The sequence below is a fragment of the Nonomuraea rosea genome (assembly GCF_039539705.1).
In the GTDB taxonomy this organism is placed as follows: Bacteria; Actinomycetota; Actinomycetes; order Streptosporangiales; family Streptosporangiaceae; genus Nonomuraea; species Nonomuraea rosea.
This window is the reverse complement of sequence record NZ_BAABDQ010000048.1, coordinates 23,691-36,160: the sequence shown is the minus strand read 5'-3', so window position 1 is coordinate 36,160 and position 12,470 is coordinate 23,691. Positions and strand designations below refer to the sequence as shown.

Annotated in this window: 14 protein-coding genes and 1 pseudogene; 5 read left to right on the top strand and 10 right to left on the bottom strand. The window is 68.0% G+C overall.

Going from position 1 to position 12,470, the window contains the following annotated elements; all coding sequences use genetic code 11:
• Positions 1-105 precede the first annotated feature (105 nt).
• The 4 genes and pseudogenes from ABEA43_RS57535 to ABEA43_RS57520 all read left to right on the top strand — a co-directional run bounded on the left by ABEA43_RS57535 (position 106) and on the right by ABEA43_RS57520 (position 1,029).
• Positions 106-282 carry a hypothetical protein gene (locus tag ABEA43_RS57535; RefSeq protein WP_345576141.1) on the top strand — a complete coding sequence of 59 codons (177 nt, stop codon included), beginning with the start codon at positions 106-108 and terminating at the stop codon, positions 280-282.
• Between the two features lie 14 nt (positions 283-296).
• A complete protein-coding gene (locus ABEA43_RS57530) occupies positions 297-497 on the top strand; it encodes a hypothetical protein (protein WP_345576139.1) in 201 nt (66 codons plus the stop codon).
• A 75-nt stretch (positions 498-572) separates the two neighbouring features.
• Positions 573-665: pseudogene (locus ABEA43_RS57525) on the top strand (DUF4277 domain-containing protein); the annotation flags it as partial.
• Positions 666-717: 52 nt separating this feature from the next.
• A complete protein-coding gene (locus ABEA43_RS57520; RefSeq protein WP_345576302.1) occupies positions 718-1,029 on the top strand; it encodes a hypothetical protein in 312 nt (103 codons plus the stop codon).
• A gap of 118 nt (positions 1,030-1,147) precedes the next feature.
• On the opposite strand, the gene ABEA43_RS57515 is transcribed toward ABEA43_RS57520, so the two are convergent.
• From ABEA43_RS57515 to ABEA43_RS57470, 10 genes are all read right to left on the bottom strand, one after another.
• Positions 1,148-1,411: a hypothetical protein gene (locus ABEA43_RS57515; RefSeq protein ID WP_345576137.1), complete on the bottom strand. Its 264-nt coding sequence runs from the start codon at positions 1,409-1,411 to the stop codon at positions 1,148-1,150.
• A gap of 36 nt (positions 1,412-1,447) precedes the next feature.
• On the bottom strand, positions 1,448-1,924 hold the full coding sequence (locus ABEA43_RS57510; protein WP_345576291.1) for an aromatic-ring-hydroxylating dioxygenase subunit beta: 477 nt from the start codon (positions 1,922-1,924) through the stop codon (positions 1,448-1,450).
• A gap of 5 nt (positions 1,925-1,929) precedes the next feature.
• On the bottom strand, positions 1,930-3,243 hold the full coding sequence (locus ABEA43_RS57505) for an aromatic ring-hydroxylating oxygenase subunit alpha (protein WP_345576135.1): 1,314 nt from the start codon (positions 3,241-3,243) through the stop codon (positions 1,930-1,932).
• A gap of 96 nt (positions 3,244-3,339) precedes the next feature.
• Complete coding sequence (locus ABEA43_RS57500) at positions 3,340-4,557, bottom strand: NAD(P)/FAD-dependent oxidoreductase (RefSeq protein WP_345576133.1); 1,218 nt, start codon at positions 4,555-4,557, stop codon at positions 3,340-3,342.
• Positions 4,554-4,748 carry a ferredoxin gene (locus ABEA43_RS57495; protein ID WP_345576131.1) on the bottom strand — a complete coding sequence of 65 codons (195 nt, stop codon included), beginning with the start codon at positions 4,746-4,748 and terminating at the stop codon, positions 4,554-4,556. Before ABEA43_RS57495 ends, ABEA43_RS57500 begins: the two co-directional genes overlap by 4 nt.
• 91 nt (positions 4,749-4,839) lie before the next feature.
• Complete coding sequence (locus ABEA43_RS57490; RefSeq protein ID WP_345576129.1) at positions 4,840-6,600, bottom strand: thiamine pyrophosphate-binding protein; 1,761 nt, start codon at positions 6,598-6,600, stop codon at positions 4,840-4,842.
• A 41-nt stretch (positions 6,601-6,641) separates the two neighbouring features.
• Positions 6,642-8,087, bottom strand: a complete 1,446-nt coding sequence (locus ABEA43_RS57485) for an aldehyde dehydrogenase family protein (RefSeq protein WP_345576127.1) — start codon at positions 8,085-8,087, stop codon at positions 6,642-6,644.
• Between the two features lie 161 nt (positions 8,088-8,248).
• Complete coding sequence (locus ABEA43_RS57480; RefSeq protein WP_345576125.1) at positions 8,249-9,304, bottom strand: ABC transporter substrate-binding protein; 1,056 nt, start codon at positions 9,302-9,304, stop codon at positions 8,249-8,251.
• A complete protein-coding gene (locus ABEA43_RS57475) occupies positions 9,301-10,155 on the bottom strand; it encodes an ABC transporter permease (RefSeq protein ID WP_345576123.1) in 855 nt (284 codons plus the stop codon). The genes ABEA43_RS57480 and ABEA43_RS57475 overlap by 4 nt, the downstream gene beginning before the upstream one ends.
• Entirely contained in the window at positions 10,152-11,054 is a 903-nt protein-coding gene (locus ABEA43_RS57470; RefSeq protein WP_345576120.1) for an ABC transporter ATP-binding protein, read from the bottom strand. The genes ABEA43_RS57475 and ABEA43_RS57470 overlap by 4 nt, the downstream gene beginning before the upstream one ends.
• A gap of 249 nt (positions 11,055-11,303) precedes the next feature.
• On the opposite strand from ABEA43_RS57470, the gene ABEA43_RS57465 reads away from it, so the two are divergent.
• Positions 11,304-12,401 carry a substrate-binding domain-containing protein gene (locus tag ABEA43_RS57465; protein WP_345576118.1) on the top strand — a complete coding sequence of 366 codons (1,098 nt, stop codon included), beginning with the start codon at positions 11,304-11,306 and terminating at the stop codon, positions 12,399-12,401.
• Positions 12,402-12,470: the final 69 nt, after the last annotated feature.

Below are 12,470 nucleotides of genomic sequence, written 5' to 3'. Positions count from 1 at the left end.
TCAGGGGTTCTCGCCGGCGCAGGCGAGCAGGAAGCTCGGGGTCGCGGTCAGCGCCCGCCGACCGCGAGGGGCTGCTGGTGGCGGTGAAGGCCCGCGCGGGGGGAGTTGCTTGTCGCGGCCGTGATGGCCGAGCGCGCCGGCGACTCGCCCGAGGGCCGGGTCATGGCCGTGGCCAGGGGGTACGTACGCTTCGCCGCCAAGCACCGGGTCCTGTTCGAGTCGCTGTTCGGCACCCTGCCCCCATCGGGGAGCCGGAGACGGAGCGGGCCATCGAGCCCGTAAAGGAAGTCTTCGGCTTGGCGGCGATGGCGCTGTCGGGCGGCGACGGTGAGGTCGCCGAGCGACTGGGGCTGGCTGTGGCCGCCACCGCCCACGGCCACGGGCTTCTGCACGCGGGGATGTTCGGCACGGGGGAGGACTCGGTGGACACGGCGGTACGGCGCGCCGCCGCCGCCACGCTCGCCCTGGTCTCAGGGCGGGCCGCGCTGATCGGCTAGTCCCGTTTTCCGCACGCCGGGTTGATTGAAGATCGTCGGGTTTGCTGTGCTGATCGTCGTCTCGGAGCATTACCGGTGGTGGCCGCGTTCTGCTCGCGGTTGCGGATCCGGGAGCTGGTGGATGCGGCTTGTCCGGTGCGGGACGTGGCCGAGTTGACGCACGGGCAGGTGATCGAGGTGCTGGTGACCAACCGCCTGACCTCTCCGGCTTCGCTGGTGCATGTTCCACCCGGCTGGCGACGGCATCGTGTCCATGGTGCCCGCCGTCGGCGCGGGGGTGATCGGCATCCAGGCCCGCTCCGCCGACAGCCCGATCATGCGGCTGCTCGGCGAGCTCAGCCACCCCGGCGACCGCCGCCCACATCCTGGCCGAACGCACGATTTCGTCCGCGCCCACCTGCGGGGCGATGGCTCCGGTCCGGCCACTCTCGGCTCCAGGGTCGCCGCCGACCTGCTGCACCAGGGCGCCCGCCGCCTGATCACCGCCACCCGCGAATGGGCCGCGCAGATGAGCACTGACCTGCCCGGATGACGCGGCCCAGCCCACGGGACGCCCGGTACAGGCGATTCTTACCCGAGTGGTTCCCGAGGCGGCACAGCAGCGTCATCGACGACATCCGGCCCTCGCTGTCGCTCAGATGCTCAGGTGACTAGTCCGAAACGATCAGGTTGGGGTCGGCCAGAGACTGCATCACGTCGTCGGGCATGTAGACCAACGCCAGCAGCACGAGCGGATCGATGCAGCGGGCCTGGCCGGACGCCACGTCTTTCAGCACTGCTCGGGGTGCGTGCCCTGATGTGTCGACCGATATCTCGATGGCGGCGAACTCGTTGCCGACCACCACGCCGTCGCCGTAACCGTCGAGCGGGTCGGCGCGGTCGTCTCTTGGCTTGGAACCGTTGAGGCCTGTCATGGCATACCCCGAGTCCGGTGTCTCGTCCAACGTCGATCAGATCAGGAACGTCATGTTGCCCAAGGGTTGGTCGGCGTCGAGCAACATCACCTTCTTCTGGCGCAGTTTGAAGCCCGAAGGTGAGCGCCGCAGCGTGTAGTGGCAGCGGGCGGCGTAGAGCGACTTGCGGCCCAGCCGTAGCTCGACCATGATCGCTCGGGCGGTGGCCTCGATGGTCTCGTCCTCGCCTTGCGGGTTGACGACGCGGATGTTGCCGATCACCCGGCATACCTTCGACTGGGGCTCCTGCGAGTGGGCTCCTCCCGCTGTCAGCCGGAAGCAGCGTTCCTCGAGACGGGCCCGATCGTCGTAGACGATCGAGACGTGCTTCGTCGGGTCGTAGTCGTCGAGGTTGCAGGGCACCCAGTAGGTGCACGGGTCGTCCCACAGTGCGAGCCACTTGTCGTAGGCGTTCGCGTCGGCCAACTCGGCCTCGAGGAGCAGGAAGTCGGTCACGTCGGCGAGCAAGGTCATGTCGGTCACTTGGCCTCATCCACGGTTCGCGCGGTGACGTCGACCGCGATCTCGGGGCCGGCGCTCATCGCGCGCAGCCATGCCTGCATCTGGGCGCGCTGCGGCACCTCGTCGGTGACGTTGCCGACCAGCTTGCCGTCCTCCTGCGGTGCGACCGCCAGCCCGCGGGCGAGGACCAGCCAAGGGATGTAGTCGGACTGGAGGCCGATCTGGTTGCGCTCGAAGATCTCGGTGTCGTCAGGGGTGCCGAAGCTGGCAACGCCGCTGAACCACTCGAACGAGCGGATCCTCTCGGTGTTGACGGAATCCGGCACGCCGTCCAGCATCGCCGGATAGCTCATCACCTCGGTGCGTCCGGCGGCGAGCGGGCGGATGACGCGTACCTGAGATCCGATGAGCTGCAGGTTCGGCCAGACGTGGATGTGCACGTCGCGGGACCGGCGGATGACCTCGGGCGCGTCGTCCCCGTAGGTCTCGGTCATCAGGCGCATGTACGCGCGGCCGTCCTCGGTGTCGGGGATGCCGGCGGCGATGGAGGTGTTGGAGGCGGCCCCGACGGCGACCTTGTCCTTCCCGGTCAGGTCCAGCCTGCTGTGTCCGTTGCCCAGGTCCCAGCTCTCGTTCGACGACTTGTCGGAGTTGCCGGCGCCGCGGTTGTAGGAGGCGCCCTGCTTGCGCTGGCGCAGGTCGAGGACCGTCTTGTGGGTGAAGTTGGTGTGATAGCCGTCCATGCCGACGAACTTCCAGTTGCCATGGAATTTCGACTTGGAGGTGCCCGCGGACAGGCTCACGGTGCCCGCGGGTGAGGCCTTGACGAAGTCCTCCAGATAGCCGGCCGCCGCCCCCAGGTGCTCGGTCAGCGTGGGGCCGTCCCCGGCCATCGACGCGAAGACGAACCCTGAGGCGGACCCGACCCGGGGGACCCGGGCCAGGCCCAGCGAGGCTTTGTCGAGGGCGTCGTAGCGGGATGGGTACGGCACGCCGACCAGGTCGCCCGAGGAGTTGTACGTCCAGCCGTGGTAGGGGCAGCGGAAGAATGAGGCGTTGCCGTACTCGTCCATGCACACGGCGGCGCCACGGTGCCGGCAGCGGTTGAAGAAGATGCCGATCTCACCGTCGGCGCCTCGCGAGACGATGACCTGCTTCTTGCCGATCCACTTCGTGCAGTAGTCGCCCGGCTGGGGGATCTCTGACTCGTGTGCCACGAACACCCAATAGCGATAGAAGATGTTCTCAAGCTCGGCCTGGTAAATGTCTTCGCTCGTGAAGACCGCGGAGTGCACGCGGTCCGGCTGAATCAGGTCAGCGAAGCGAGTCATGCCCCAACCTTTCTCTCCCACATCCGGATTCCGCCACCGGGTGCGATGACCTGCGGTGACACCGGAACGACACGGACTGTATCCACTCTTCAGTATTCAGACAAGAGTGCTATCAAAAGCCGTCATGATCTCCTCCAAAGATGCTCTAGCGGCCAGCGAGCGACGCAACGCGAGGATCCGTGACGGCGCGTTCAGTCCGAAGGCGCCGACCACTCCCTGATCGCGGAGATACAACGCGACCATGCTGTCGTCGGCCGGATCGTCGAGCACGATCCGCACCTCGTCGTCGGCGCGCGGCCGTCCGACGATCTGCAGCCGGGTCCCGTACTGGTCCGACCACACGTACGGGACCGGCGCATAAGCGCGTGGAGCGTCCGGATGAGTGATGTTCCAGGCCACGATGCCCGCCTGTTCGACGGCGTTCGTCCAGTGCTCGATGCGCATCGACTCGGTGAACAGCGGGTTCGGCCACCGTGCGACGTCGCCGGCCGCGAAGACGTTCGGCGCGTCCGCGCGGCAGTACTCGTCGCAGACGACGCCGTCGGCGACGTGAAGTCCCGACCCGGCCAGCCAGTCCGTGTTGGGCGTGGCGCCGATGCCGACGACCACCACGTCACAGCTCAACGCCGTGCCGTCGTCGAGGACGACGCGCTTGCCGCCCGCGCCGTCATCCTCGATGCCGCTCACCGAGCGGCCCAGGAGGAGTTGGACGCCCTTGCTCTCGTGCAGCCGCGCGAGCCGTTTGCCGACGAGGTCGCCGAGCACCCGGCTGAGAGGGAACGCGAACGGCTCGACCACGGTGACGCTCGCCGCCCGCGAGGCCGCCGCCGCGGCCACCTCCGAACCGATGAAACCGGCTCCTACGACCACGACCCGGACCGGCGCGCCGACGGCGTCGCGAAGACGCACCGCATCCTGCACCGTACGCAGGTAGTGCACACCGGGGCCGGCAGGGGCGAAGGGCAGCTCGCGCGGCGCGGCGCCCGTGGCGATGACCAGGTCGGAGTACGCGATCACGGTGTCATCGGTCAACCGCACCGTACGCGCGCCGACGTCCAAGCCGGAGGCTCGGCAGCCTCGCCGCAGGTCGATTCGCGCCTTGTCCAGATCCGCCGGAGAGCGCAGCATGACCGATTCGACGTCGGCGCCCGCTGTGAGGACCTGCTTCGACAGCGCGGGACGATCGTAGGGGAGGTCCTGGCCCGCTTCGAGGATGGTGATGCCGCCGTCGAAGGAAAGGCGGCGCAGCCCCTCGGCCGTCCGCACGCCGGCGATGGAACCGCCGATGATCAGGACGTCGCTGTGGTCGGTCATTCCTCGACCTCGATGGCCTCTGCGGGACAGGCGAAGGCCGCCGTACGCGCACGTTCCTGTTCGGCCGGCTGCACCGTCCCGTCGCCGATGAGCTGGGCACGGTTGTCACCGCCCATGCGAAACAGATCGGGCGCGAGGGCGATGCACTCTCCGAACCCGCAACACTTTTCGAACTCGATGTACAGCTTCACGAGAACTCCCTGATGTCACCTATGCGCCGCCCCGCCGCCGGCCCGGCGAGAGGCGCCCGAAGGCCCTGCCCGCCGTGCCGACGGGACACGATCAAGCCCGGCCGTAGCCGTACGGATTGACCCGGACGTCCACGACGACCGTGCCGCCGGCGCTGACCTCGTCGAACGCCTTGCCGAGCGCCGGTTGAAGCTCGCTCGGGTCGAGGATCGGGCCGTACGCCGACAGCCCGTGACCACGAGCGATCGTCGCCAGGTCCGGGTCGGGATCGCGCAGGTGCTGTCCCACGGTCCGGTTCTCCACCGGGCGTGAGCGCCGCTGCGCGACCTGCTGCTGGTGTCCCTCGTCGTTGAAGTAGGACCGGTTGTTCGCGACGATCACCAGCAGCGGCAGCCGGTAATGAGCGGCGGTCCAGAGCGCTGAGCTGCCCATCAGGTAGTCACCGTCGCCCAGCACCGCGACCGGTACCCGGCCCGTCCCGTCCAGGGCCAGCGCGGCCCCGACGGCGATACCGGGCCCGGAGCCGACGCCGCCGCCACCGTCGCGGCCGAGGTAGTCCAGCGGGCCGGCGAACAGCGCGTCCTCGCCGGACCAGCCCAGCGGCAGCGTGGTGTAGGTGATCTTCCTGCCGGAGGCGGCCTCGCGGATCGCAGCCGCGAGATCGGACATCAAAATGGGGTCGCCTTCGACCTGTGGGCGAACGTCCGGCCGCGTGGCCGGGAACGCCGGAGGCCAGTCCGGCCGTTCGACCGGCGCCATCTCGCCCACGCGGGCCAGCAGGGCCGCGACCATCTGGTCCGCGCCGGCCGTCACCTCCAGGTCCGAGGAGACCAGCGCGAAATGATCCTTGGTCCACCCGTTGAGCAGGGCCCCCAGGTTCTTGCAGTTGACCACCCGGGGCCGTGGGCCGTCGCCGAACGCGGCGGTCAGGGTTCCCGACAGCTCCGTCCAGTTCAGGCTGAGGATCAGGTCGCTCTGACGTACCAGCTCCAGACCGGTTTTGCTCAGCCGGCCCGCCCCGGGCGTGGCGGGGTGGCGCGGATGTTCGACGGGGAAGGCCGCCGGCATGCGCATGTCGGTCAGGCAGCAGGCGTTCAATGCCTCGACCAGGGCCACGCGCCGATCCCACTCCTCCTCGGTGCGGCCGGCCCGGCCGAGCAGGATCAGCGGCCGTTCGGCCGCGGCGAGCATCGCGAGGATCTCCTCGACCGTGTCCGCGTCAGGCGCCGGGTCGGTGGCGAGCGGATACCGTCCGGGCTCGGGAACCTTGACGGAGGCGTCGAGCTCGCACTCCTGGATCTCCGAGTCGAGGCAGATGTAGACCGGGGCGGACGGCTCCGTCCGCGTGAGCAGATGGCCGCGCAGCAACGACTCCAGCGCGGCCTGCACCGAGCCGGGCTGGTCGTCCCATTTCACATAGTGGCGGACGATCGCCGCCTGGTCGGCGGAGGTGTGGACCCAGTCGATCCAGGGCCGGCGCTTCGCGGCGTCCAGCGGGCCGGTCGCGCCGATCAGGACCATGGGGGCCCGGTCGCAGTAGGCGTTGTAGATCGCCATCGCGGCGTGCATCAGCCCCACGTTGCTGTGCAGCCCGACGAGCATCGGCCGGCCGGTCACCTTGGCATACCCCTGCGCGACGGCGACGGAGTGCTCCTCATGCAGGCACACGACAAGCTGCGGCCCGGAGTTGCCGAGGTAGTTCACGAGGCTGTCGTGCAGTCCCCGATAACTCGAGCCGGGAACCATGGCGATGTAGGGCAGGTCGAGCCGGCTGAGCAGCTCCGCGATGGCGTCGCTGCCCCACTCCATGGGCGGACGTTCGGTGATCGGCACGTTGATGAGCTCAGGTTTCACGGAAACCCCCTTCGCATCTGCCCGGCAGTCGCCGCCCGTGCTCACACACGAACGTGCACCGTCTTCGTCTCGGTGTAGCTGAGCATCTCGTCGAAGCACTCCTCACGGCCGACGCCGGAGTTCTTGAAGCCGCCGAACCCGGTGCCGAGGAAGTGCCGCGACACGCCGTTCACCCAGACGTAGCCCGCGCGCACATCGCGCGCCGCCCGCATGGCCAGGCTCAGGTCGTTGGTCCAGATGGAGGCGGTCAGGCCGTAGTCGACGTCATTGGCCAGCCGCATCGCCTCATCGACGTCCCGGTAGCGGACCAGGGACATCACCGGGCCGAAGATCTCTTCCCGGAAGATGCGCATCTGCGGGGTGACGTCGGCGAAGACCGTCGGGCGCAGCCAGTAGCCGCGCTCGAACCCGGGACCCTCCGGGCGGGCACCGCCGGCGACCAGGCGCGCTCCGTCCTCGATTCCCGCCTGGATGTAGGCGAGAGCCTTCTCGTACTGCGCCCGCGAGTTCATCGGGCCCGCACCGGACTCCTCCTTGGCGGGATCGCCCTGGACGATCGCCTCGGCCTTGGCGACCACCCGCTCCAGGACGGCGTCGTAGAGCGAGTCCGGGAGCAGGATCCGGCTCATCGAGCCGCAGGACTGCCCCATCCAGCCGAAGTTCATGCCGGCGACCGCGTTCGAGGCGACCTCGTCGGGATCGGCATCGGGGAACACGATCATCGGATTCTTGCCGCCCAGCTCAAGGCTGACGTGCTTGACGGCCACCTCGGCCGCCGCACGCTGGATCGCCATCCCGGTCGGCACGGAGCCGATGAAGGAGATCCGCTTCACCAGCGGGTGACGCACCAGCGGGACGCCGGCGCCGGCTCCGTCGCCGGTCACGATGTTGACCACGCCGGGCGGAAGCGTCTCCCGCACGATCTCGGCGAGCACGGTGGCCGACAAGGGCGACTGTTCCGACGGCTTGATCACCACGCAGTTGCCCGCCATGAGCGGGGCCCCGAATTTCGCTGCGAACAGGATCGGGTGGTTGAACGCCACGATCCGCCCCACCACCCCGTAGGGCTGGCGGACCGAGTAGTGCAGCGCGTCGGCGCTGGCGGGGATCGTCTCACCCTTGAGCTCGGTCCCGAGACCGGCGAAATACTCGATGCCCCGCACCGCGCTCGCGACGTCGTGACGAAGCTTGGCGATGGTGTTGCCGGTGTCGCGGACCTCGATGTCGAGGATCCGCTTACCCTCTTCCTGCAGCCGCCGCGCATAGCCGCGCAGGGCGTGGGCGCGTTCGGTCATCGACAGTCCGGCCCATGCGTCGAAGGCGCCCAGCGCAGCGTCCACCGCGGCGTTGACGTCCTCCGGTCCAGCAGCGGGTACGCGGCCGATGACCTCCTCGGTGGCCGGGTTCACCGACTCCAGCCAGTTGGAGGTCCGGCTCTCCACGAGCTCGCCGCCGATGAGCATCCGCCCATCAATGGGTTCCGACACCTGTACTCCTTGTCTTCACGTTCTCGGTTCGGCATCCCAGCGGGACGCCTGGAGGGTGGCCTGGATGCGCGGTCAGGAATCCGGGGCCGGTCCGGTCGTGGCCGTGTGGCCGGCGCACGACCGGTTCGGGTGGTCCCGGACGTCCGGCTCCGGTCGGTCGCTCAGCCGGACAGGTCCACGAAGATCTTGCGCCAGTCGTCCGGCACGGGCTGGCCCGTCGCCTTCATGAAGGTGACCAGCCTTTCGGCGGACTGCTCGTTGACCTGGGGCTGCTTGGCGATGGCGCCGCCGTCTCGCTGGTCCTGGACGCCCGCCAGCACGGCCTCCTTGGGGCTGCCCTTGAAGTGCGTGTTGTAGATCCACTCGTCGACCGCTTTGGGGTCCTCGTAGACCAGCTTCTGCGCCTCCCCGAGAGCCTGTCTGAAGTCGGCCACGAGCTGCTTGTTGTTCTTGTAGAACTCCGGAGTGACCGCGACGACCGACGTCACGGTGTTTCTCAGCTCAGGTACTTCGCCACCGCTGACGTCGATGAAGACCTTCGCGTAGCCCTCCGCCTCCGCGACCTGCGGGTAGGGCGAGCCCATGCTGCCGGCGACGACCTTCTCGCTCTTGAGCGCGGCCAGCGTCCCTGGAGCGGAACCCAGCGAATTGAGCTTGAAGCCGTCGTCAGGCAGACCGGCGAGCTGGAACATGTACTTGGCCATGTAGCTGCTCGACCCTTGGGGGCTGGAGACGCCCCACGGCTTGCCGGCGAGGAACTTCATCTTGTCCTTCAGCGGAGAGTCGTCCTTCAGGCCGCTCTTCTTCCATTCGGCGGCGGTGATGAGGACCGACTCGGGGAATCCGTCTCCGATCTGCGCGATGATCGGAAACTCCTGGCCCTGCTGCAGGGCGGCCACCGGGTTGACCGACGAGGTGATCGCCATGTCGGTGCTGCCGCCGAGGGTCGCCTGCAGGCCGCCGGCACCGTGAATCTCGACGAACTCCGTCTCGATGTTGTGCTTCTGGAAGATGCCGTTGCCCTGCGCGTACAGGACGGCCGAGTTCATGGTCGAGATGAACGGCGCCGCGATCCGGATCTTCCGGTTGCCGGTCTTCGCGTCCGCCGTGATCGTCTGGCCGCCGCTGCCGCAGGAGGTCAGCGCCGATGCCCCGAGCAGAACGCTCAAGGCGATGCGCGCCAGCCCGTACCTTCTCGTGGTGCTGGACCTGCTCATTCCTGCACTCCTTCGCCTTGCCACAGCGCCACCTTGCGCTGGATCATCCGAAGAACCGAATCGATGGTCATCGCCGTGATGGTGATCGTCAGCACTGCGACGAGCACGCCCGCGGAGTCGTAGCGCTGGCCGGAGTCGAGAGCCCGGTAACCCAGGCCCTGCGAGGAGGCGACGAACTCGCCGACCACAGCACCGATCAGCGCGATGGGGAACGCGACTCGCAGGCTGGTGAGCAGCCAGGTCATCGCCGAGGGAAGATACAGGCCGCCGATGATCTGGCGCTGGCTCGCGCCCATCAGCCGGAACTGGTCGAGCAGGTTGCGATCGATGCGCCGGGTGGCGTTCCACACGTTGTAGAAGATCACCCACATGCACGAGAACGTCGCGACGAACACCTTCATGGTGAGATCGACGCCGACCCAGACCACGATGAGCGGGGACAACATGATCTTCGGAGTGGAGTAGAGCATGGAGGCGAACGGTGCGATGACCCGCGAGACGGACTCGTAGACGCCGAAGAGCAGGCCCAGCGTGCTGCCGATCAGCGCACCGATCACGAAGCCGAGGCCGCAGGCGCGCATGGTGTAGGCCAGGTCCGAGAGGAGCTGACCGCTTTCCATGAAGTCGCCGAAGCGTTCGACGACGAGCGCCGGGCTGGAGACGATGAACACGGGGAAGATCCGGCCGCTGACGAACTGCCACGTCCCGCAGAGGACCACCACGATGACGACCCGGATGCTCCAGAGCCTGACCTGGTCGACCAGTCGCTCCCGGCGCCGGTCCCGCTCCTCGGCCGATGCCGCCGTACCGGACGACGGCCTGGACACCGATTTGGGTGCCACTGTCGTCATGAGACTTCCCTCCCGCCGCGGGGCGCGGCAGTCATGGTGTGGTCGCCGTCGCGTTCGGCGGCGGAGTTGCTCAGAGCGACACCGTCCGCGGACAGGTTGCCGGCGATCGTCTTCCACAACCTGGCCTCGTGCACCGCGTACGCGGGCACCTGCCGGAGCTCGACGGCCGAGACCTTGCGCGGGAGGTCCTCGAGCTGGTCGATCTGGTCGATACTGCCCGGCGCTCCCGCCATGGCGACCACCTCGTCACCGAGGGTCAGCGCCTCGGAGAGGTCGTGGGTCACGAAGATCGTGGTGAGATCGGTGCCCTCGATCCTGGACTTCAGGAACTCCTGCATGCGCACCCGGAGCACGGCGTCGAGGGCGCCGAACGGCTCGTCCATGAGCAGCAGCGCCGGCTCGGTGACCAGCGTGCGCGCGAGCTGGACGCGCTGACGCATGCCGCCGGACAGCTCCCGTGGGTAGGCGTTGAGCCAATCGCCGAGACCGACGCTCCCGGCCATGTCGGTCGCCCTGTCGCGCCGCTCCGCTCGCGGCATGCCGTTGATCTTGAGCGGAAGCGCGATGTTTCCCAGGACCGTCTTCCAGGGCAGCAACGTCTCCCGCTGGGTGACGTACCCGATCCCGGGGTGGAGCTTGCTCCATTCCTTCCCCTGGTAGCGGAACGCTCCATCGGTGACCTTCAGCAGGCCCGAACACACGTGCAGGAGTGTGGACTTGCCACATCCGCTGGGTCCGACCACGCAGACGAAGCGTCCCTTGGACACGGTGAGGTTGATGTTCACCACAGCAGGACGGACGGTGCCCTTGCCGGGGTAGCACACCGTCACATCGTCGAACTCCACCACGGGCACCCCAGCGGTGCCGGTGTCGGCGACTTGAGGCGAAACGTCGCCCAATTCTCAGCCCTCCTCAACGTGCCTCAGCTGCTTGAGCAGCCGGGAACGCGTTCTCCGATCGGGTTATTGCCATCCACTAACGGTTGCTGTCTCATGCTGTGTCGGCTGCCGGAGCCTGACCGAGCCATTGCTCCATCACGTAACGGTCCAGGTCACGTGCGTGACGGTGTCAGGTGTATACAGATTACTGATGCCGGAATCGGTGTCAAGGGTTACATCGGTATTGCCGTCGCGTGACAAACGACTGTCGTGCAAGGGCAACGCGGCGCGGTCGCGCGGCCGGTCGATCTCGCGAGCCAGGCCCTGGCCGAAAAGCTGGCAACTGTATACTCTTTCCCCAAATTGCAGTCCAACCTGGAGGTCGGAATGACGTTGCAGCTGCGCGGCACCTTCTCGCCGAATCCGCTGGTGGCGCCGCTCGTCGACGGAACCGTCCAGCCCAAGGGCATCGAGATCAGGTGGGAGGGCGGTCAGGCAGGCGACCTGCACTCGATGCACCTTCGTGACAGCGCGCACGACGTGTTCGAGTTCTCCATCTCGAACTTCATCGTCACCCGCCAGCGGCCGAAGGACCTGTGGGACTGGGTGATGATCCCGGTCTTCGCCAGCAAGGCCACGCTGGGGCTGAACACGTGGGTGAACACCGGCGCGGGCATCGAGAGCGGCGCCGACCTGTTGGGCAAGAGATTCGGGATCCCCGACTACACCATGACCGCGGGCCTGTGGTTCCGCGCGCAGCTCGAGGTGCTCTGGGGCATCCGCCCCCAGGACATCGACTGGTACATCGGACGGCAGGGCGAGGAGAGCCATGGCCGGCAGATGGGCTTCGAAGCGAACCCGCCCCAGGGCGTGCGCCTGCATTGGACCGGCGCCGGTGATGTGAATCGCATGTTGCAGAGCGGCGAGCTTGACGCGTCGTTCCCGGCAGGCGGGACCGTCATCGACACCTCGACCGGCAAGGTGGCGCGGCTCTTCCCGGACGGAGGCCGCCGGTTCATGGCGGACTTCCGGCAGAAGACGGGTTTCCTGCCGGTCAACCACGCCGTGCTGGTGCAGCGGCGTCTGGTCGAGAGGGAGCCGTGGGTGCCCGAGGCGCTCTTCGAGGCGTTCGAGGCCGCCAAGCGGGAGGCGTACCGGCGTGACCGCGCGGCCGCCGGGGTGTTCCGCGAGGGGAACGACGACATGGACTGGCAGGCTTCGGCTTTCGGCGCCGACCCCTTTCCCTATGGATTGGCCGCCAACAAGGCGATGCTCGACATGGCCGCACGGCAGTCGAACCTCGACGGGCTGACGGTGGATCGCTGGGACGTCGAACAGTTCGTCGCGGAGAGCCTGCGGGGCACATGAGGTCGTGCCGTGCCGTCCCACCGGCGCCCCGGCGGAGGGCGCGGTGGAACGGTTTCTCAAGTCTCGAGC

Coding starts and splice junctions, on each gene's coding strand:
- ABEA43_RS57505 (WP_345576135.1), bottom strand. CDS start 3,243: ATGACTCGCTTCGCTGACCTGATTCAGCCGGACCGCGTGCACTCCGCG.
- ABEA43_RS57515 (WP_345576137.1), bottom strand. CDS start 1,411: ATGACAGGCCTCAACGGTTCCAAGCCAAGAGACGACCGCGCCGACCCG.
- ABEA43_RS57500 (WP_345576133.1), bottom strand. CDS start 4,557: ATGACCGACCACAGCGACGTCCTGATCATCGGCGGTTCCATCGCCGGC.
- ABEA43_RS57475 (WP_345576123.1), bottom strand. CDS start 10,155: ATGACGACAGTGGCACCCAAATCGGTGTCCAGGCCGTCGTCCGGTACG.
- ABEA43_RS57520 (WP_345576302.1), top strand. CDS start 718: ATGTTCCACCCGGCTGGCGACGGCATCGTGTCCATGGTGCCCGCCGTC.
- ABEA43_RS57510 (WP_345576291.1), bottom strand. CDS start 1,924: ATGACCTTGCTCGCCGACGTGACCGACTTCCTGCTCCTCGAGGCCGAG.
- ABEA43_RS57480 (WP_345576125.1), bottom strand. CDS start 9,304: ATGAGCAGGTCCAGCACCACGAGAAGGTACGGGCTGGCGCGCATCGCC.